Below are 22,310 nucleotides of genomic sequence, written 5' to 3'. Positions count from 1 at the left end.
CCTGTTGCTCAAGGCCACGCCCTGACCGGTATAGTCCGGAATACTAATATCCCCCCAGCACCAGATCTTCGCGCCAGTGTCGTCGGCCATACCACCGCCTTCCGAACAATCGATACTTTGGCTATTAAGAGTTTCGGATGATGATACACTTTTCTTGTCGTCCTCCCCGGTAAGGGTAATTATAACATTATCCGTAGCCGTTAAACCTTGGGCGTCACGAACCGTGAGTTTCACATTATATATACCGGGATTTTGAAAGGTACGTTTCATTCTTTTTAATGCTGATGGGGCAATTCCACTACCGAAATCCCAACTATAGCCTTTAATTCCGTACTCATCTCCGTAGACAGAGTTAAATGCGATACTTAAAGGGGCTTCCCCAGTTATGGCTGTCTTTGATACATCTAATTTTTCCGATTCGAAGACATAAATCTCTGCAGGAAGTGAACTATCAGTATCCTCGGCCAACGTAATCTTCACGGTATCGGAATAAGTTCGACCTTGTGCATCCCTCACGGTGAGTTTCACCTCATAAATACCCGGATGTTCAAATGTACGCTTCATCCTTTTTAGAGCCGATGGAGCTATTTCACTGCCGAAATCCCAAGCATAACCTTTAATTCCCTGCTCATCTCCATACACTGAGTTAAATGCGATGCTTAAGGGAGCTTTTCCGATTATGGCTGTATTAGATACTTCTAGCCTATCCGAATCAAAAACAAAAATCTTTGCGACTTCAGCCTCATTGAAAGCCGACAGCGCGTGGAATCCATTTACGGTTATATTTTCTTCATCGTTGCTACAGGATAGCAAAACTGCAAAAACTGTTAAAATGAGACATAGAAATAGTAGTTCAATCTTTTTTTTGGGGGAACTCATAATAATTTGGGGGATTAAAAATTAACAAAAAGCCAAATGAGCAATTCTAGCAGTCATTTAGCTAACACGTGTAAATAATTTGATTAGAAATTTATTTTGTAAAACTTCTTACTTTATGTTCTGCCCCATTTACGTAGAGAATCGACAAAAGGATTATAAAGATCGACGAAATGCGCTTTTTTAACACAATAGGCGCATTTATCTAAAATGATATTAATTGAAATTAGCTGAACTGCGCTTAAGAGGATACGCAAAACATTATTGGAGAAGAAAACCGAACTAACGAATGTTTGAATGAATAGTATAGCGTTAAAAAACGTATCGGCTTATAGAAAATTACTAAGGTTTCGAAATAGCCGATTAAATTGTGGATATTTTTAGAAATAGTTACCCTGTGCCATAATTTGTAATGTTTTTCGATACAATTCAAGGTAAGCCTTGGTCATTTTATTGAGACTGAAAAAATCTTGCACTCTATTCTTTCCTTTACTTCCGATTTCAAGAGCCTTATATAATACTCCCCACTTTTTCGGTCTTGATATTGAATTGTTTCTAAATAAACTTTTGTTCTTCAAGTTCGAAACTCTTTTTTCGTCGAAACCATTGCAAATACAGACACCTTTTGATCTCGGCACTTTATGGGCCCCTAAGATGGCTTCGGAAATTCCGACTATAACCGCTGAGAAAAGGAAAGACAAACTTGCCCTGAACAATCTTTTATCAAAAAAGGACATATTTTTAGGAGCATCGACGACGTATCCATTAATCAACCTTATGCTAAGCAATTACGAAGAAGGTATGATAAGTATTGCCGACATGGTGCCCAAACTATGAATTAAATCTGGTTACCATCCTTTGCATAATTTATAAAAGCTATAAAATACTTTTGGATTCCGTTTTGGAATTCTTTTCAAAATTTTTAAGCCTATTTTAACGTCTCATAAAATCCAAATGGATTTGTCCTTAATTTGCAAATTTAGTTTTAACTTAAATCTCATTTATCCATTATTAGGGGGACAATCTGGCCATTAATTCCTTATTAATCTGAATTTTTAGTCATTACATTATTATAAAAATCAAGGGTCTTATCTAGCACATTTTTTGGATGGTATTTTTTGCTCATAGACAAGGCATTTTTTGCTATTCTCTTTTGCCGATCATCATCTTCAAAAGCTTTTTCTAACACATGGGCTAGTTCTGGGGCATTACCCTTAGAAAAGAGATAACCCGACACTCCATCTTCTATCATTTCCGGTATACCACAAATATTGGTAGCTATCACAATTTTGCCTTGGCTCATCGCCTCCGCAATACTTAAAGGCAAGGTCTCCTGAAAAGATGGCAAAACAAAAACAGGGATATTATATGAATATTCAACAATCTCTTTTTGATTCTTCCAACCACAAAAAACAATGTTTTCAGAAATATCAAGGGAAGCGATCATTTTTTTAACCTTGGCCTCATATGGTTTTTCCTTAAACCCTCCTATGACGTGTAGCCTACATGATATATTATTTTGCTTGAGTATGTAAATGGCTTTCAGCAGTACGTGAAGCCCCTTACGTTTTTTAACTTCACCTACAAAATAAAGTTCATTACTTTTACTGAGCTCTATATCAAAATGCGTCTGAAAAAATAACTCATTGACAGGATTTGGTATCAAAGCAGAATTAAGGACCCTATTTTTACTGGCCTTTTCCAGATATATTTTTCTATTATATTCCGATATGAATATTATATTTTTAATTCTTTTCAAATAATAGTTCTCTATTAATTGTTTCAGATTAAACAACAATTTTCTTTTTAAAGAGACTTGCCATAGCCTTTCTTCGCTTAAGATAGCATGCTGTGTGACCACAAAAATATTACGATATCCTTTTCTAAAAAGTAAAACTCCAGGAACTACGCCTTGTATATGTATTATGTCGGGGCGCTCTGTATCTACGATTTCATTAAACTTATTTTTAGCCTTTATAAAAGATGACCTAAAATCGATTTTATAGGTTTTAGACTTGCCTTTAAAAATGTTGAATTGAGAATCCTTAGCAATGGAAACAAGCACCACTTCAATTTCCGGTCGTTCAATCAACCCATGGGCCAAATTAACCAATACCCCCTCAACGCCTCCGTATGTTTTATCATCTGCTGGAAAATCTCCAACTAAAAATATTTTCATATTCGATTTCTATAAATTACAGACCTTTTTGACATACATGGAAGAAACATTATTCATTAATAAAGCTGCGAAGAAAGCCTAAGATTGTTTTTGCAATTCCTTTAAAAAATTTTGAATTCTGACCCCATGTGTTTGGTAATGAAATTCCCTTAGACCCAACTCTTTTCCTTTTTGACCTATTTGCTTCGCTTTTTGAGGATTTTCCAAAACAAATCGCATTTTTTCGGCGAAAAGGTCCACCTCATAATTTTCGGCAATGAGTGCGGTCTTTCCATCCTCAAAATATGTGTTTATTTCGCCTATAGCCGTAGTAATTACTGGATTTCCGGATGCCAAATATTCTCCTATCTTATGAGGAAACCGCGAAGCATCTTGAATTGTTGGGCGAAGTGGAATTAGCAATGCCTTGGCATTGATATATAAACTAACTAGTTGTTCATAGGGAATATTGGAAAAGAGTCTAATTGGTTTATTATCAAACATATCATTAATCTTCTCTTCCAAGAGTATTACTTCCCTTTTTGTTCCTCCACTCACTATCATAAATAGTTCTACATCATTGAAATCTGTTAAAGTTTGAAATGCACTTAGTATAAAATTAATTATCTCTTTATATCCCATGCTTCCACAATAAAGAAAATAAGAAACTTCTTTTTCAGATTTAGGTTGGTCGAATTTATTAAAATCGCATAATATTGGCAGTTTAATTAAAGGTTTCGATGGTGAAATCTTTTTATAATAATTTAGGAGATTAGCACTTATAGCAAAAGCACCATCATATAATTTAATCACCCACCTATCATGAAAATGATCATTGATTCTATTAAAAAAAGTTAATCTATGTTGCATTGAAGAAGACATTTCCGTAAAATTTATTACTATAGGAAATTTCAATGCAATCGAAAATATATAATAACGAATTACATGAATAATACTCATCTCTGACACTATTGCCATGCTAATTTCATCATGCTTTTTCAAATACCTTAAATACATGAATTCCCCATAAATTCCTTTGATTTTTTGAATATTCCTATTAATAAATTCCTTGGGGCGAAAGGTTTTTTTCGAGGTGTAGATATAATTGATACCCTCAAAACTTCCTTTCTCTTCAAAATTTCTACTCTTTTCATCCCAGACCCCTTTTCTGCAAATTACAGTTGTCTTTACTCCAACAGATATTAATGCTTTACCTATTAATGTTATACGCTGAATAGTTGCTAATCCGACCGGAAAGCCAGACTCTCCCAAAAAAACAACATGATCTGGGTTAGGACGATAGTTATTTTGGCTAAAACTCATTGTAAACTATTATTGTTATCAAATCGAAGATTCTCTTATTGAGACGGTAAACATAGTATGTAATCGATTTTTTTTTGAAAATATTGTCAATGAGCCTATCTTGACATGAAATAAGCGGTAAAAGGTTTTAACAAAACCCCTTCAATGTAAAATTCCAGCTTGCAAAATAAGAAATAACGGTGGCCATACATAGTTTTAGTTGTGAAAAAGTTTCTATTTCTATTTGATTGCATTCCCCTTCTTTACTTCCCTTGCTTCTTCTCCGACGACCTATGTATTCAATTGACAAAAGAAGATGGGCTTTACAAATATTTATGCGCCTTATTTTTTTTGCTAACCTCAGTATTATTCGGATTATTAGCATATTCCCCTAGATTTTATACTAATAGTAATACAGTATCCAATCCTAAGCCATTTTATTTCTGGTGTTTAGGCTTATTGTTTTTTTCGTATTTGGTGAGGAAATAAGCTGGGAGCAAAGAATATTGAATTTTGAAACTCCCATAGCTATTGAAGAGCTTAACGTACAAGGAGAATTTAACTTACACAAAATGAAATTTTTTCATGGGAAAACCATGGAAGGAGTTAAAAAAGAAGGTATTAGAAAATTAATAACGATGCGGAGGTTATTTTACATAACCTTTATTACGTACCTGCTGATTTTCCCTGTTATGTATAAGTTTAACTTAGGATTTAAAACCATTATCCATAATAAAGTTAGACTTCCCATTCCGAGTATTTATTTTGAATTTGCTTTTTCCAAATTTATTCGTCAAAACTATGGTGAAATTGTCGAAAACGAAATTAAAATAACGTCTGAAATCAAAGAAATGCTATTTTCTCTTATATTATTAATAATGGCTCTCCCATGGTTTAATTTCATAAAAAGAAGAGGAGAAAAATCGATTCAATAAGGTGTTTCATTTCTAGTAGACTATATTTTAAAATAATTTGAAATATGGTCAATTGTCTTAATTTAAAGGTCCTTTATCGATTTGTTAAGGTTGAGTAAACATTACGTTATATTTTAACCATGTCCAAAAACAACCAACCGAATGAAATCTTACATAAACATACTTCTTCAGGATATAAAAAAAATCACCTTTAAAGAGCATTTATATTATTGGATACTTCCTTTACTGGTGTTAACTATTTTAATGACCCTGTATTTTTCAGGAATTCCTCAGCTGGTTCAGTTGGTTTGCCCCTCCGAAAATTGGGAATGGGGAATTCTTGAAAATCTTCAATTAGTTATAATTTTGATTATTTTGATTTTCTCCATATACGGCTTTATTAATAAAAAAAATCGCATTCTAAAATTGGGGTTTGCTTTTGTTGTGGTTTTCTCAGTATTTATCTTACTGGAAGAAATGGATTACGGGGCTCATTTTGCCCAATTGATAGGAGGAGAAAAAGAAGTCATTTTAAAACAATACATACCCCATAATATTCATAATGTAGGAAACAATGCTAAATTATTCAAACGGGTAGTAATTCTAATCATGGCCTTAATTTTTGTAGTTGCTCCCTTTATGGAATCCAAGGTAGAGAATCCCTATATTCTATATTTGATCCCAAAGCCAAGAATAATAATAATCGCCGTGCTTACCATTGCTGCTGACTTAATTCCCAGGTTAATCGTGGCTTATGATATTTTTGAAGATGGTGGGTTGGGCGTAAATATTAATGAATTTCAGGAGTTAATGGTTTATTATATTTTCCTTATTTATTTGTTACAATTGATTTTTGACAAACAACTCCAACTAAAAAAATAAATTGATTAATAAATAATTACATCTATACCGAATTGAGGCTAAAATACAGTATGTGTAGAACCCTTAATTATTTTACCAATTCATTAAAAATATCCAATAATTCAGCACATATTTTCTTGCTATCATTCCTCACAATTGCACGCTTACGCGCATTCGCGCCCATTTCCTTAGCTTTATCAGGGGACTCATACAATTCCAATATAGCACCGGCGAGCGCGTAGGGATCCTTGTTTTGAACCAATAGGCCCTCCTTGCCATCGATTAGGAGGCTAGGAGTACCCCCTACATTAGTGGCGATAACGGGCATGCCCAACAACATTGCTTCTTGTACGCCGTTCGGACTATTTTCGATATGGGAGGGGTGTACGTACAAATCAGCATTCAAAAGTTCTTGCGCCAGTTCCTCCGAAGACTTGTTACCTAACAAATTTACATTAGATTTTGATGAGTGAATACCCATTTTTTTTTGGGCCGCAGCCACATATGCCGTACCTTCCGAAATACCCATTACACGCCATTCAATAGCTTTCTCCATCACTTTCGATAGCAAATCACTAGCTTCCAAAACAGTTTCCAAGCCCTTGTAAAGATTTCCTCGAATTGTCGTAGTAATTATGAATTTATTACGGTTTGGTTGATATGCCCATTTATCTTTCCAAAAAGGTTTTCGCATCGCCTCGTCACAGTGAAAATATCTTGCTTGGGGTGCCATTATTTTAACTAATCGGCGATCCCAATCTGTACGGCCTATAAAATTTTCCGCCAAGGAGAAAATCTGCTTCTCTTGTTTTACCAAGTGTTGAAAACGCAAATAATTATGAAAAATCGTGTTACCCATTAATATATCCTTCAGTTTTTCGTGAAAAATCGTTCTTTTTAATCTGATTCCGCTCTCATACATTCTTTCGTAAACGGTTAGGTTACCTTGAAACCAAATTATTGTAGGGATTTTTAGCTGAGGTATTATTAAGGGAAACTCAAATTCAGTACCGAAAAACAAAATCAAATCAGGTTTGTAATCGTTAGCAGTATCTAGGTAATCCGGTAATCGCTTAATGGAGGGTGGCCTTCCCATAAATCGATTGAACCAACGATTGAATTTGCTATACGGATGCCTTGGCACCATAAAATAAGTGGTACGAGAACATTTGGATTTTATTTTTTCTGGGGATTTGGCCAATTCATTGAAAACAATTCCTAGCTCTATTTCAGAGTTGGCCATTAATTCTCGTTCCAAGGACTCTATCCAACCCTCTCCGACTAATTTATCTGAACTCCTGACTCCATTTGGAGGTCTACTAGAAAACCAGAGTACGCGCATAAAAATTGTAATTTAAAAGTTATAATTTATTTCTCTATTATCGATTCCAAATTCCTGTAGCAGTTCCCTTCGTAATTTTTTTAAACTGTAATGGAGCAACAATCGGCCCATAAGCTACACAAATGATGGTAGCCATAATTACCCCCGTTACCCCAAAACCCAAGGTTTGCGCAAATAAGTAGGATAGGGGAATATTGATTAGAGTACTGACGATTCCAATAACAAGCTGTAATTGCACCTTCCCAACCCCATTGATGAAGACCACGAAGATATTACCCCATCCTAAAATATTGACATAAACGCACATCATCGTCGACAACCTAAAAGGCACCTCGATTTCGGGCACCCAGAATCTATAAAAATAGGGTGAAATGGCTAACATTGCTAAACTTACAACTACCAAAAGTCCCCAAACCTTAATAAGTTTTTGGTTCGTCGAATTAATCCAACCGATATCTTTTTTGACATAAGCTTCGGTGTAGGCGGACCAGAAAGGTGTCGAAACAATAGCGAACACCGCTGTAATCAGCCCAAAATATTTGTAAGCCACGGCATAAGCCGGTACCTCTGCGGGGCCTAATAATTGGGCAATAATCATGTTGTCGGTAGAAAATATGACAATAGAAGATATCTGAATCAAAAAAAATCGGAATCCCAAACTCCATAGTTCCTTAAACTGATTTTTATTTATAAAATTAAAAGAGGGTGAAATAACCTTATATCTGCCGCCAAACATATAAATACTAACGAAAACCAAGATGACCATCGGGGAAAGTCCTAAAGTTAAAGCGAGATAATATAAAGAGCCTTGCGTCGTTTTTGTCAAGATGAAAATTATTAAGAGCGCGCTCAGGTTACTTAACAAATTAAAAAAGCCTTGGTTTGCTGGCCTTTGATCGGCCAGAAAAATGGAATAAATCAATTTTAGTATAAAATTGATACAAAAAAAAGTGAAGGTAGCTATGGCCACTAACCGAAGCTCATTAGCATTTATCGCTTCGGTATTTAGAATAGCTTGCCAATCCAACAAAGGTTGTATTAAAAAAAAGAGAACCAATATTACCGTAACAATTATTCCAAGAATGGCGTAAGTAGAACTTACATAAGACTTTGCTTTCTTCATTTCCCCTTTGGCAAGGGCAACCGATAACTTATTGCGCAGCCCATGACCTAAACCTATATCGAAAAAACTGAACCACCCAACAACGGACGATAAGGTAAGCCATATGCCATACTGTTCTTTGTTGACATAGCCAATAGTAAGAGGTACCATAATGAAACCAGTCAAGATACTTATTCCCTTAATTAAAAAGGAAGCAATGATATGTTTTTTCGCCCTTATGGAGCGCTCTTGCCCCCTATTGAGAATATTTTGGATGGCTTTAAAAATATTTATTTTTCCAATCATTGACATTCAAGTCCTTCTAAGTGATTAAATATCAGCCTAAGTTATTGTATGCCTAATACTACTTTCCCTATGGGGAACTGAGAAAATATTTTTGGTTCGCTCATGATAAAAATGATTTGTAAAAACAAGTGCCAAAAGCAATCCGTGATAAAATAGACTAAACTCAACCAAAGTAAGATTCGCAACGGCAAAGGCCAATATCGCAAAAAAACCGCCCCAGTAATTTGAAATTTTTGACATTTTCCACATTCGTTTTAAAAATGAGAATAGAAAAGTTAGATATAGAATCCCACCTATCAAACCGTGATAATAAAAAAGTTTTAAATAGCCCACATGAATTTGGGAACTTCTGCCCGCTAATAGTTGTTGTACTTCCTCGGTACTTACACCTCCCGTACCTAAAAAGGGATGCTCTGGAAATACCTTGGAAAATACTTCTAACGCCAATAATCGAGTAGAAGCACTATCGTCCGCTAATCTTTCTTCTACAAATTGGCGAAAATTAATCCCGAAAAATTCAAGTAAAAAAACTAAAATTATAAGAAGAAGTATTCCAAACAAGAAATACTTTGTAAAATTCAATATTCTGTTATTTTTTGTCCAAATTTTTTGACTAGAAATTAACAAGAAATTAAGCATTATCCATCTGGAACTTGATAAAAAACTAACCAACGCTGCAGCAAAGACCCATAAAGAAGTTTTCATAGTTTTTTTTGACTTTAACGCAAATAGCAAACTATATATAGCCAAGCCATCAATACCCACAGAAATCGCGCTTACATGAGAATAAATTGAAAAACGATATCCTTGAAACAATCTTGATACACTACCCGATTTCTCTTCTGGGTTCTTATCGTAATATTCTAAAAGCCTATCATATGATAATCCTTCTATAACACTACGATCCTTCATTAAGAAAAGCGGTTCAAAAACTTGAATTACTGAAACAATAGCAGAAACAATAAGGACTAAACCTAAAATATTTATTGCCCCGTCTATCCATTTCCTCGGAAAATAAGTATTCTCAATAAAAAGAAAACTAGTCATCATCATTATGAAAGAATTAGAGTAAAAATATTTGAAGGCGCCTTTTTCAATAAATAAGTCTGAAACGAAAATACCTGTTAAGGAAGTATAAATAATAAAGGCTGCTAAGAAGAGAATATAATGAGGTATTACAATATTAACGTTTTTCCTATATTGACAAAATAATCTTAGTGTAAGTAAAACCAAGCAGAATGCACCAAATAAATATTCAAACTTAGCCCCGGAACTCTCATATACCAAAAAATCAAATAGTGAATAAAAAAGAAGAATTATTAAAAAAAGTAATTTTGGTACATTTCTTAAATCCACTGTTAGCCATGACTCCCTCATAGGCATTTATTTTTTTCGTAAACGATAAAACGACGATTTGTCCTCTTTATACGGATAGTGATTCATTGACCAATTGAATTTCTTTATTTTCACCATATTTTGCCCTATACCCATATTTATGATATTTTTTTAGGGCACCATTGAAAACAATGAAGCTTTTTTTCCTTTTACCACGCGGTATCAGCTTTTCAAAGTCTTCTAGGAATTTGATTTTGGCTATTTTCCTTCGGACCACGAAAAGATTGATATCAATAAGATCCCATAGAATTAAAAAATCGGAAACAAGCCCTACCGCAGGAGTATCTATAATAATATAATCGAAATCTTCTTTCAGATTTAGAACAATGGATTTCATTTTAGCGCCAGAAAGTAACTCATGAACATTGCCATCAGTTACTGAAGTAGGAATAAATTTCAGGTTTTCGAGCTTTTCATGCGGATAAATAATATCATTTAATGAAACAGCATCGCTCTCCAAATAATTAGAGAGCCCTTTTCCCTCTACTTTTCGAATACCCTTTACCAAGCTAGGATTTCTAAGATCGGTATCAATGATCAAGGTTTTTTTTCCGGCCTCTGCAAAAGTGATCCCTAAATTTATCGCACTAAAAGTCTTACCTTCTTCGGGCATAATAGATGTAATGCCTATAACGCCCCTATCTACAGCATTTACCAACTTCATATTGGTTACCAGATCTCTAAACGATTCCTTTAATTTCCAAAGGGAGATATCCGACTTCGGAATTTTCGATTTGCTATCATGATGTACGATGCTGGCAATTACGGGAATGTCTGTATTTTGGGTAATTTGGTCAATATTTTCAATGGTATCGTTGGTCGAAAACAAGACGACCCAGGCCAAAGGTAACATCATGCCAAAAACAAGAGCAACGCCTAAAATAAGATTTCGTTTAGGCGATACCGGCCCATTACCTACCATTCTTGCCTCATCCAGCACCCTAGTGTCCGTTGTGCTCTCAGACCTTGCTATACCTGCCTTCGCCAATTCTTGACTCAAGTAATTGAAAAGATTTTCATACAAAGTACTTTGTCTTTCTATACTAAGTAATTGATTCTCATTGGTCGGCAAATTACTAATTACACCATTATAATTTGACAACTGAGATGAAACGCGACTCAGTGAAAATTCCGATGATTTAATGGCACTTCTCAAATTGTTCAATAACAATTCGGTTGATTCGTCTATTTGCTTGTTCAGAATGCTCATCTCCTCATTATTACTAGTCACAAAAAACTTCTTTTTAGACCTTTCGGCATACAATCTTTTGAGCTCTTTAATGTTATCGTTGATAGACTGATCTTCAATACCAACCGCTGTAGGTACTATGAATTCATCGGAGTTCTGATTGCTTTTAATCTCTTGAATCAAGGAATTATAGTACTTGATATCCAATTCAATTTTAGCCTTTTCCGTTTGTAAATTTTGTGTTTGTCCCAGAGCATTCATTGCAGTCGCTCCTAAGTTAACCGCCCTTTTGTTCCTTTTGAAAGATTCCAATTTCAATTCAACATTTGCAAGGGAATCTGAAACTACCTTGAGTTGATTTCGAATAAAGGTTTCTTTTCCTGAAGCTATTTGATTTCTAGCGGCCATTTTATCTTCAATATAGTTTTGTGTCAGTTTTTGAAGAAAGTCGATTTCCTTCTTGACTACCGGGCCTGAAGAAGTTATTTTAATAATACTTGCCTGAAGATCAATATTTGCAACTTCCAATTTCCCAGTATAGTTATTGGTCACTGCATCTAAATCTTGAACGACGAATAAAAGGTCATCTTTAAAATCTTCGGCATTCACATTATAATCGGGCTTTTTGATTACGAAGTTGAAATAATCATGGGTTACCTCTTCACCAAAATCATAAGCCTTTGAAAATTCAAAATCTCTGGATACCTCAAATCTTGAGTTATTCGAAGAGTTGGAAACAACAAAATCGCTTCCCGATATGTATAATTCATATCTATTCTCAGAAAGAATTTTCACCTTGATCGGTATTCCATAGAGCTGAGACTTACTCTTGTCCAAAACAACCTCGAAAGGAAAATAACCGTAGTGTTCCTTCTCCTTTAAGAGACCTTTAGTGTAATATGAAACATCAAAATCTAAATCTTTTACTGTTTTACCAATCACACTAAACGACTTAATTATGGCGATTTCGTTGTACAGGTTTTTTTCCATTTCAATTAGGCCAACCCCACCTTCAACGTACTTACTTTCGCCCAAAGCTCGATTTCTTCCGGAAGAATCTATCAACACCGAAGTTGCTGCCTCATATTGTTTGGTCGCGAGAAAAATATAGGCCAAGGCTATTAAAAGAGATATAACTATACAGGAAACGAAAAGAATTTTGTAATTATATACTTTCCGTAAAACCATTTTCAAATTAATCTCTTGATGAGCATTAATATGTTTCACTTTTTTTTCGTTCATTTATTAAAATATAATTTCCATGTTCCGAACATGTAATCTAATTTAAAGACTTGGCTTACAATTATTTCTCCTACCTCATTTTTAAAAAAATTTAAAATAGCATCCTTTAATTTGTAGTGAAATTTAATACTAAAACCGTGGTCGATATCGCTGATAGAACTAGTGCAAATACGCCTAAATTACTTTGAGAAACCTTAGGTCTTGCGGTATCAACATAGATGACATCGTTAGGTTGCAAGAAATAATAAGGCGACTCGATTATAGTGGGATCTGTAAGATCTAAGGTCGTAACTATAGACTCGTCACCCTTTTGCCTAATCAACTTTACGGTTTTACGCTTTGCCGAGAGGTTTAAGTCTCCGGCAGCACTCAAGGCCTGAAAAATGTTCACCTGTGCGTTATAAATATAATTTGTACCCGGGTTTCGCACATCACCCAATACAGAAACAGTAAAGTTTGTTAGTTTTACCGACACGATAGAATTTAATAGGTATTCGTCGACTTCAAATTGAATCAAATTTGTGATTTCTTCAATTGTCAATCCGCTAACCTTAAGTTTACCCACAATAGCCAGGTTAATCATTCCTTCGCTATCTACCGTGTACCCAGTGAGAAATAAAGATGCCGGGTTGGCTTGGGAAGTTCTATTTTCGGTTGACGTAGTATTAAAATAGGCGGCCTGATCAGGATCCCTGCTCTGAATTTTAATGCTCAACAAGTCGTTGGGTTGAACGGTATATTTGGCTTTCTGAAGGGGTAAACTAAGGTCGCTATACTTGCCTTGCAAGTAGTTAATATTTTTTGCGTTGTAGCAAGATGACATAGACAAAACGGCCAACAATAACGGAAAGAGTTTGTTCCATTTCCATTTGGACAAAGTTTCACAAAACAATTTCAATATGCATTTCAAATTAAACACGGGGGAAGTTCTCATTTTACTCTAATTAAGTAATAGGTATTCTTTTCTTCGACTATATCGTCTTCTATAACTTTTTATTTGTCCAAATATTTTCTCTCATAAATTACCTGATTTGAAAGACCCGGCAACAACAACATCCCAATCTTAGATTCTCCTTAATTTTGTATGCTGTAATAATTTTATTTAGAGCCTAAAACGCTTTCTTATGATGGCTTCCGAAGAGTGTTAGAAAGATTATTTTCATATCCAACCAAAAGCTCCAGTTTTCGATATACCATAAATCGTGGTGGATGCGCTCGTTTTTTTGTTCATCGGTCACTGTGGGCCCGCGCCAACCATTTACCTGCGCCCAGCCCGTGATCCCTGGCTTAATATAACTTCTAACCATATAGTTGTTCACACTTTTTCTAAAATCATCTTGCAGCTTAATTCTATGGGGCCTAGGACCTATGACACTCATTTCCCCTTTTAAAACGTTGAAAAATTGTGGCAACTCGTCCAAATCGGCCTTTCTCAGGACCTTCCCCACACGTGTTATTCGCGGATCGTTAATCACGGTCGACTTAGTTCCATTCATAGGGTCTTCCATAACCGACATCGTCCTGAACTTATAACACTTAAAGGTATGTCCCGCTTCACCCTTTCTGTAAGGAGCATAAAATATTGGACCGCCGGAATCAAGGTAAATCAACAAGGCTATAAGTAAGAAAATCGGCGAACAAAGCACTAATACAAATAAGGCAAAACAGAAATCAAAAAGACGCTTAAAAATGGTTTTTCCGAAATGGTCTAATGGGGATTGACGTAGCTTAAAAACTGCTAAATCCCCTATGGCAACAGCTTTATAGTTTTTGGAAAGAAGCAATGGGTTTTCCGGAATTAATTGCACCCTCACTCCAAAACTATCTGCTATCTTTATGGATTCTTCAACCTTCTCTCGATCTAATTCGCAGGTATCGATAAAAATTTCGTCAATGGATTGCGTCCCTAAAACTTTTGGTAGTTGCTTTAAATCCTCGAAAATTCTCAACTCCGAAACCCCTTTTACAGTTTTTTTGCCATCTTCTAAATACCCAATAGTATTATACCCATATTGCGTCATAGCGCCAACAAAATTAATCAAGTCGGTACTCTTATGCCCAGAACCTATTAAAAGGGTATTTGAAAAAAGATGAGCCCCCTTTCTCCTAAGATATTTTAAAAGGTATTGGTGACTAATAAAATTTAAATAGGCAAAAATGAAAATCGGACCTATAAATGTTGAACGATTAAAGTAACTGATCTTTAAAAGTATAACAAGGGTCATAACGAAGCCTACAAAGAAAAATAGCGAAGTCATGGTACTTCTTACATAACCGTGATTAGGGTTAAAATAAAAATCTTCCCCTCTAATATAAAGTACAATAAAAAGCCAACTCAAATTGTAAATTACCGTAAGCACCAATACCCTACGAACAAATTCGGCATCGGTAATTGAAAAATCAGGAAGAACAAAGAAAAGATACATGAACAGTACCAAGTTCAACAATATAAATTCAAAAGCCAGCAAATTGATGAGGACGAATCTATTTTTTGAATTCATTATTAAAATATTAGTTGGTTATTTTTCGAATAAAACAACATCTTTTTCAAAACGGCATTTTAGTCTTTAGGTCAATCAAAGATATGTATCAAATCATTAATTTTAAACGTATTAGCCCCTGTTAAAGGGAAATAAGAATAGTTTTATAAAATTGATAATTTCTTGCTTAAAAAATTAGGGGATATGTAGCAATAGGTTCAAAAATTTATCTCAAACCGTGGGGGAGGGTTAAGTTCGAAACGGCCTAACATGACCATCGATTTCATTATTTATTTCTATTCTTTCACTCCAATAAATTTGATTAGACTTTATCTTATTGCGAAGATAAAAGTATGTCTGCGTTTAAAGTAAAATACTAGATAAAAGACCTAAATATCGTGTGTACAACACGTGAATTAAATTTTAGGTTAGAACAGCTCTAAAAATTTAAGAAAAAATGTAATAATTTATGCCAAATCTATCCATTTAAAGGGCAAAACCTGAGAATATAAGGTAAACCTGAGAGAAGTATTCGACCTTAAAATCAAATGCCGGACACCAAGAACATGCCTTACGGGCTTTGGGGTATAAAAAATTTTTTTAGTAGAAAATTTCTCAACTTTTTTGAGAATTGGTACATCGGTCTAATGAACTTCTATTAATCTCATTTAAAGAGTTCAACGACGCCAAGAGGATTCTAAAATATTAGAATCAATCGCAATGAAACACGAAGTAATAGCAATCACCGCAAAAAATGAAAGGGCTTGATCAAGCCCTTTCATTTTTTGTATACCAACCATATATTTTCTTCACTCCAGCTTCGAGCTCCACCTTGTGCTCCCAACCCAAATCATGCAACTTTGTAACATCGGTCAGCTTTTTCATAGTACCATCCGGTTTTTCCGTATTGAAATAAAGATTACCTGTAAAACCAATGGATTCTTTAATCAACTCGGAGAGCTCCTTAATTGAAATGTCCTTTCCTGTCCCTATGTTGATATGGGTGTTTCTAATTTCTTTGGTAGAAGTATCATAACAGTCGTCGAAGTCCCGATTTTCCATAATAAAAACGCAGGCGTCTGCCATATCCTCGCTCCACAAAAACTCGCGCATAGGCCTACCACTTCCCCAAATCTCTATATTCACCGTATCGCCTTGAATAGAGACACCGTATTTTTCAAGAATTGCAATCAGGGCGTCATCGGATGCGGTACCATCAATACCCTCAATCGGCAAACGATCTAAATCTTCACGAATGGTTCTCCAATTTTTACTTTCAAGAGCTTTTCCTAAATGCATTTTTCGTATCAGCGCCGGTAGGACATGTGATTTTTCCAAATCGAAATTATCGTTGGGGCCGTAAAGATTCGTAGGCATTACAGACAAAAAATTAGTCCCGTACTGAAGGTTATAACTCTCACACATTTTTATACCTGCTATTTTTGCAATAGCATAAGGCTCATTGGTATACTCCAACACATCGGTCAGCAGATACTCTTCCTTCATAGGTTGCGGGCAATTCTTAGGGTAGATACAGGTACTGCCCAAAAACAATAGCTTTTTGACCCCCGAGAGATAGCTATGATGAATCACATTATTCTGAATTCTCAAATTATCATAGATGAAATCAGCCCGATATGTGAAGTTCGCCATAATGCCACCTACTTTGGCTGCTGCCAGAAACACGTATTCAGGCTTCTCCTTATCAAAGAAAGCGGCTACGGCCACATCGTCAGTTAAATCCAACTCCTTGTGCGTACGGCAAACGATATTATCATATCCCTTTTCCGTCAAACTTTTGAGTATCGCACTACCAACGAGACCCCGGTGGCCAGCTATATAAATTTTTGCTTTTTTGTCCATAAACACTTTGGGAAATCCTAAATTTTAAAATATTTAGAACTGTATTAGTTCCATAGGCCTAGGCCAAAATGGCTATTCAAAATAATTTAAAGTCTTGTAGCCCGCTTTTTGCAAATGTTGATCTTTTTTCATCAATGCAAGGTCACCTTCAACCATATCCTTTACGAGGTCGGCCAATTCATACTTGGGAATCCATCCCAATTTGTTATTGGCCTTTGAAGCATCCCCGATCAAAAGTTCGACTTCCGTAGGCCTGAAATATTTTGGATCGACAGATAACACTTCTTTTCCTTTCTCCAATTGTAATTCTGGGTTGCTACATGATTTCACATAAGCCTTTTCGTCCACCCCTTTGCCAGAGAATTCCAATTCTATACCTAACTCGCCAAAGGCCATACGAACAAACTCACGAACAGCCGTGGTCTTTCCGGTGGCAATCACCCAATCTTCGGGTTCATCGGCTTGTAATATCATCCACATCATTCGGACATAATCTTTTGCGTGGCCCCAGTCTCTCTGTGCGTCGAGATTTCCTAGATATAACTTGTCCTGAAGACCCAATGCGATACGGCATGCGGCCCTAGTAATTTTACGGGTTACAAAAGTCTCACCTCTTATTGGAGATTCATGATTAAAAAGAATTCCATTGCAAGCAAACATATCGTAGGCCTCCCTGTAATTTACCGTAATCCAATAGGCGTACATCTTTGCAACCGCATAAGGACTCCGGGGATAGAAAGGCGTGGTTTCCGATTGGGGAACTTCCTGTACCTTACCATATAACTCCGAGGTCGAAGCTTGATAGATTCGGGTTTTTTTCTCAAGCCCCAAAAGGCGAACGGCATCAAGTATTCGAAGAGTTCCCAATCCATCGGCATTTCCCGTGTATTCCGGTGTTTCGAAAGAAACTTGCACATGACTCATTGCTGCCAAATTATATATTTCATCAGGCTTGATTTCTTGAATCAAACGAATCAGATTTGTGCTGTCCGTCATATCACCGTAGTGAAGAATAAAATTTCGATCCTCGACGTGAGGGTCTTGGTAGAGATGGTCGATTCGGTCAGTATTAAAAAGAGAAGCCCTCCTTTTAAGGCCGTGAACGCGATATCCTTTTTTCAATAAAAATTCACTTAGATAGGCTCCATCTTGCCCTGTGACTCCTGTAATGAATGCTACTTTCATACGGTGATATATAAATTGAACTTATTTTATATTCTTAAATTTAAAACTTGAATTATTTCAGTAACATGATAAAATGACTACACCTTATCAATCTGGGTTGTGTAAAATTTGATTCTTCCACCGCCATACTATCACCAAAATCAGGTATTTGTTACGCGAAAAACATCAAAGATAGGTTTTTAAACTCTTAATAAGCTTATTCAAAAACTTACACAACAGAAGTCCAAGTAAAGGATATTTAGATTCATAATAAAAGGAATATAGGTCATTTTGTAATTACATTTAAGAGTTTTGCGAATTTCGAAAATTTACTTTTTACCATTATTCGATTCGTAAAATATCTCGAACTTATTATTATATTTTTATCCCCAGATAATTTGACTAATCCGAAAAACTAATAGTGAAATTCTAGACGTTGAAGCACATAAAAACAGAGTTCGCACTTCGGGGAGAATATTGAATTTTATATCTAAATATAAATCATTGGATTTTAGACTTGCCCCAAATCTAAACACATTACCTTTATATTTATAGAAAAGCGTACGAGATGCAAAAAAAGTCGTTATTCGATGAATTCACTAAAGTTTCGGCCAAAGCCTGGAAGCAAAAAATTCAATACGACCTTAAAGGTTCCGACTACAACGAAAAACTAGTTTGGGAATCTCCCGAAGGCATAAAGGTAAAGCCCTTTTATCATTCCGATGACCTAGGAGACGACAAAAACTCGATAATTCACCATCCTGAATCGTGGTATATTGGACAAGAAATTTTTGTGGCACACGCCAAAGAATCAAACAGAAGGGCACACCTTCTCTTGCAGCAAGGAGTAGAAAGCCTAATTTTTATAATCCCCTCTGAAAAGACCAATATTGAGCAGTTATTAGCTAAAATCGACTTGGGTGGCGTTACCATACATTTCAATTTAAAATTTCTCTCCTTACCCTTTGTAAAAAATTTGGTTCTCTTTTTTGGTGAACATCGAACCAAGTTTTTTTTAAACATCGATACCATCGGTCATTACGCCCAAAACGGAAATTGGTTTTCGAACCGAGATCTTGATCAAAAAACACTTAGAGAAATTTTGGTTTTTTGTAGTGAAAAGAAAATCGACAATGTACTCAGTATTAATCAAGGACTGTATCAGAGTGCCGGGGCAAACATAGTTCAACAACTGGCCTATTCGCTTGCCCATGTGAATGAATACCTAAATGAATTTAGTGGCGAAATACTAAAAAATATGGTCTTCAAGGTATCGATGGGCAGCAACTACTTCTTCGAAATCGCCAAAATAAGGGCTTTGCGTTGGCTGTATAAAACCTTAGCCACTGAATATGGGTCTTCCATAGATTGCCATATCATAGCTTTTCCCTCAAGTCGAAATAAGACCCTCTATGCCTATAATGTCAATCAACTGCGTTCGACAGCTGAATGTATGTCGGCAATTCTTGGAGGGGCGGACACCATATGTAATTTGGCCTATGACGCGCATTTTCACAAGACCAATGATTTCTCCGAACGTTTGGCCAGAAATCAACTGCTGGTTTTAAAGCACGAAAGTTATTTCGATAAAATAGAAAACCCCGCAGAGGGTTCTTACTATATCGAGAATCTTACGGAACAACTGGCAGAAAAGGCACTTTCACTTTTTAAGCAAATTGAGGCCAAAGGAGGCTTTCTGAATCAACTGAAACATGGAACCCTGCAACGGAAAATACGAGAAAATGCCGCAAAAGAGCAAGGTCGTTTTGATGACAAGACCGAAGTACTCATAGGTACAAATAGCTATCAGTTCACGGAAGACAAAATGCAGAATGATCTTGATATTTATCCTTTTGTCAAAATAAAGAATACCAAGACTAAAATCGAACCTATCGTGGCAAAGCGACTGGCCGAAAAATACGAAAAGGAGAGACTCTTTCAAGAAGGTTGGAAAGGTAAGTAATATACGATGCGAAAAAACCTCAACCACATAGCACTCCACCGAAATAGCCCAGTTGAACGGAAAAAATTTCAGCACGAGGATTTTGCTGCCGGCATACCCCCATTTTTAAGGGGTCCCTATTCTACCATGTACGTTCAAAAGCCATGGACCATACGACAGTATGCCGGATTTTCTACCGCTAAAGAGAGTAATGCTTTTTATCGCAGAAATTTAAAAGCGGGTCAAAAAGGGCTTTCTGTAGCATTCGATTTACCTACCCATAGAGGGTATGACAGTGACCACACTCGCGTCGTCGGGGATGTGGGCAAGGCTGGTGTAGCCGTAGATACCGTAGAGGATATGAAAATACTGTTTGAGGGAATACCCCTCGACGAAATATCGGTTTCGATGACCATGAACGGCGCGGTACTACCGACCATGGCTTTTTATATTGTGGCTGCACAAGAACAGGGAGTCTCCATGGAACAGCTTTCAGGCACCATTCAAAATGACATTTTAAAAGAATTTATGGTGCGCAACACCTATATCTATCCTCCAAGACCTTCGATGTTGCTTGTTTCCGAGATTTTCAGGTTTACAAGTCAAAACATGCCAAAATTCAACAGTATCAGTATATCGGGCTATCATATGCACGAAGCTGGCGCAACTGCAGAACTTGAACTCGCATATACTTTAGCCGATGGATTGGAATACATTAAAACCGGCCTTGAGGCGGGGCTTGCCATTGATAGTTTTGCACCGAGACTTTCCTTTTTTTGGGGAATAGGCATGAACCATTTCCTAGAAATTGCCAAACTTCGTGCCGGTCGCATCCTTTGGGCAAAATTGGTCAAACGGTTTAAGCCCCAAAACGAAAAGTCGATGTCTTTACGTGCCCATTGCCAGACAAGCGGCTGGAGCCTAACGGAACAAGACCCTTTCAACAATGTCGCCCGAACTAGTATTGAAGCCATGGCAGCCGTATTCGGAGGCACCCAGAGCTTACACACAAATGCCTTGGATGAGGCGATCGCCCTACCCTCAGACTTTTCGGCCCGAATAGCCAGAGAAACACAATTATTTTTAAGGGAGGAAACCAAGATCACGAAGACTGTCGATCCATGGGCGGGTAGTCACTATGTAGAAAAATTGACCGAGGACCTGATACATAATTCGTGGAAGCTGATCGAAGAAGTCGAGAATTTAGGCGGAATGACGAAGGCCATCGAAGCCGGCCTGCCAAAAATGCGTATTGAGGAGGCCGCTGCTAAAAGACAGGCCAGAATCGACAGTGGAAATGATATCATCATTGGTGTTAATAAATACCCTCCGGATAACGAAGAAGAACTACAACTTCTGGAAGTGGACAACGATCTGGTCAGGAGCCACCAAATACACCAATTGATAACTATCAAAGAAAATCGAGATTCAAAAGCCGTTACATCGTCCCTTGAAAAACTTAGGTTAGCAGCAAAGAAAAAGATTGATAGTGTTGAAAAATACAAAACTAAGGCTGATGAAAATTTACTAGCTTTAGCAATAGAAGCCGCAAGACACAGGGCCACTTTAGGAGAGATAAGCAGTGCCCTGGAAAACGTTTTCGGCAGGCACCAAGCCAAAATTCAAACCATATCGGGAGTGTATTCCAAAGAGGCAGGAAAGGACGAGGATTTTACAAGGGCAGGCGAACTGTCAGATCGCTTTGCCGAAAAAGCGGGACGAAGACCCCGTATTTTAGTAGCCAAAATGGGTCAGGACGGCCATGATCGGGGAGCAAAAGTAGTCGCTACGGCCTTTGCCGACATGGGGTTTGACGTCGATATAGGCCCCCTCTTTCAGACGCCTGGCGAGGTAGCAAAACAGGCTATTGAAAATGATGTACATATGCTGGGGATCTCATCTTTGGCAGGAGGGCATAAAACGCTGGTGCCTCAAGTTATCAGAAAACTAAAAGACTATGGTAGGGAAGATATCATGGTTATCGTTGGAGGGGTCATTCCCAAAAACGATTACCAATTCTTATTTGAGAAAGGAGTTACCGCGATATTCGGACCAGGAACGAAACTTACCAAAACGGCTATTCAACTCCTTGAATTACTGATAGATGCGACATAGTATCATAACATTAATTTACAGATGGGGCATTCCACCTTTTGGTCCAAAAACTTTGATTG

The 22,310-nt window shown here is 36.6% G+C and carries 16 protein-coding genes; 5 read left to right on the top strand and 11 right to left on the bottom strand.

From position 1 onward, the window contains the following. A partial coding sequence (locus tag F2B13_RS16225) for a PKD domain-containing protein (protein WP_149276835.1) occupies nucleotides 1–879 on the bottom strand: 879 nt, incomplete at its 3' end. Nucleotides 880–1,482: 603 nt separating this feature from the next. Here F2B13_RS16225 and F2B13_RS16220 point away from each other — a divergent pair. After that, entirely contained in the window at nucleotides 1,483–1,713 is a 231-nt protein-coding gene (locus tag F2B13_RS16220) for a hypothetical protein (protein WP_149276834.1), read from the top strand. Nucleotides 1,714–1,918: 205 nt separating this feature from the next. Here the strand turns inward: F2B13_RS16220 and F2B13_RS16215 are convergent, their stop codons facing one another. Together F2B13_RS16215 and F2B13_RS16210 are read right to left on the bottom strand one after the other, a co-directional pair. After that, entirely contained in the window at nucleotides 1,919–3,055 is a 1,137-nt protein-coding gene (locus F2B13_RS16215) for a glycosyltransferase family 4 protein (RefSeq protein ID WP_149276833.1), read from the bottom strand. 78 nt (nucleotides 3,056–3,133) lie between these two features. Further along, entirely contained in the window at nucleotides 3,134–4,357 is a 1,224-nt protein-coding gene (locus tag F2B13_RS16210) for a glycosyltransferase (RefSeq protein WP_149276832.1), read from the bottom strand. Between the two features lie 425 nt (nucleotides 4,358–4,782). Between F2B13_RS16210 and F2B13_RS16205 the strand changes: the two genes are divergently transcribed. Together F2B13_RS16205 and F2B13_RS16200 are read left to right on the top strand one after the other, a co-directional pair. Then, nucleotides 4,783–5,271, top strand: a complete 489-nt coding sequence (locus F2B13_RS16205; RefSeq protein ID WP_149276831.1) for a hypothetical protein — start codon at nucleotides 4,783–4,785, stop codon at nucleotides 5,269–5,271. Between the two features lie 141 nt (nucleotides 5,272–5,412). Then, nucleotides 5,413–6,132 (top strand): hypothetical protein, encoded by a 720-nt coding sequence (locus F2B13_RS16200; protein ID WP_149276830.1) that lies wholly within the window; start codon nucleotides 5,413–5,415, stop codon nucleotides 6,130–6,132. 67 nt (nucleotides 6,133–6,199) lie between these two features. On the opposite strand, the gene F2B13_RS16195 is transcribed toward F2B13_RS16200, so the two are convergent. From F2B13_RS16195 to gmd, 8 genes are all read right to left on the bottom strand, one after another. Then, entirely contained in the window at nucleotides 6,200–7,453 is a 1,254-nt protein-coding gene (locus F2B13_RS16195; RefSeq protein ID WP_149276829.1) for a glycosyltransferase family 4 protein, read from the bottom strand. Nucleotides 7,454–7,490: 37 nt separating this feature from the next. Next, nucleotides 7,491–8,867, bottom strand: coding sequence for a lipopolysaccharide biosynthesis protein (locus tag F2B13_RS16190; RefSeq protein WP_149276828.1), 1,377 nt, complete (start codon nucleotides 8,865–8,867; stop codon nucleotides 7,491–7,493). A gap of 30 nt (nucleotides 8,868–8,897) precedes the next feature. Further along, nucleotides 8,898–10,238: an O-antigen ligase family protein gene (locus tag F2B13_RS16185; protein WP_198439858.1), complete on the bottom strand. Its 1,341-nt coding sequence runs from the start codon at nucleotides 10,236–10,238 to the stop codon at nucleotides 8,898–8,900. Nucleotides 10,239–10,284: 46 nt separating this feature from the next. Next, complete coding sequence (locus F2B13_RS16180; RefSeq protein WP_149304653.1) at nucleotides 10,285–12,687, bottom strand: GumC family protein; 2,403 nt, start codon at nucleotides 12,685–12,687, stop codon at nucleotides 10,285–10,287. A gap of 106 nt (nucleotides 12,688–12,793) precedes the next feature. Further along, entirely contained in the window at nucleotides 12,794–13,621 is an 828-nt protein-coding gene (locus tag F2B13_RS16175) for a polysaccharide biosynthesis/export family protein (RefSeq protein ID WP_149276825.1), read from the bottom strand. Nucleotides 13,622–13,796: 175 nt separating this feature from the next. After that, a complete protein-coding gene (locus tag F2B13_RS16170) occupies nucleotides 13,797–15,188 on the bottom strand; it encodes an exopolysaccharide biosynthesis polyprenyl glycosylphosphotransferase (RefSeq protein ID WP_149276824.1) in 1,392 nt (463 codons plus the stop codon). Nucleotides 15,189–15,935: 747 nt separating this feature from the next. Next, the gene (locus tag F2B13_RS16165) at nucleotides 15,936–17,030 is read right to left on the bottom strand and encodes a GDP-L-fucose synthase family protein (protein ID WP_149276823.1); all 1,095 of its coding nucleotides are present in this window, start codon (nucleotides 17,028–17,030) and stop codon (nucleotides 15,936–15,938) included. Between the two features lie 72 nt (nucleotides 17,031–17,102). Continuing rightward, a complete protein-coding gene (gene gmd / locus F2B13_RS16160; RefSeq protein ID WP_149304652.1) occupies nucleotides 17,103–18,215 on the bottom strand; it encodes a GDP-mannose 4,6-dehydratase in 1,113 nt (370 codons plus the stop codon). A gap of 547 nt (nucleotides 18,216–18,762) precedes the next feature. On the opposite strand from gmd, the gene F2B13_RS16155 reads away from it, so the two are divergent. Then, on the top strand, nucleotides 18,763–20,157 hold the full coding sequence (locus F2B13_RS16155; RefSeq protein WP_149276821.1) for a methylmalonyl-CoA mutase subunit beta: 1,395 nt from the start codon (nucleotides 18,763–18,765) through the stop codon (nucleotides 20,155–20,157). Between the two features lie 6 nt (nucleotides 20,158–20,163). Next, nucleotides 20,164–22,251 (top strand): methylmalonyl-CoA mutase, encoded by a 2,088-nt coding sequence (gene scpA, locus F2B13_RS16150; RefSeq protein ID WP_149304651.1) that lies wholly within the window; start codon nucleotides 20,164–20,166, stop codon nucleotides 22,249–22,251. The last annotated feature ends 59 nt before the right edge of the window (nucleotides 22,252–22,310 follow it).

This window comes from Pareuzebyella sediminis (assembly GCF_008367235.1).
Classification (GTDB): Bacteria; Bacteroidota; Bacteroidia; order Flavobacteriales; family Flavobacteriaceae; genus Pareuzebyella; species Pareuzebyella sediminis.
Note: the sequence above shows the minus strand (reverse complement) of the source record. Positions and strands in the feature narration are given on the sequence as shown.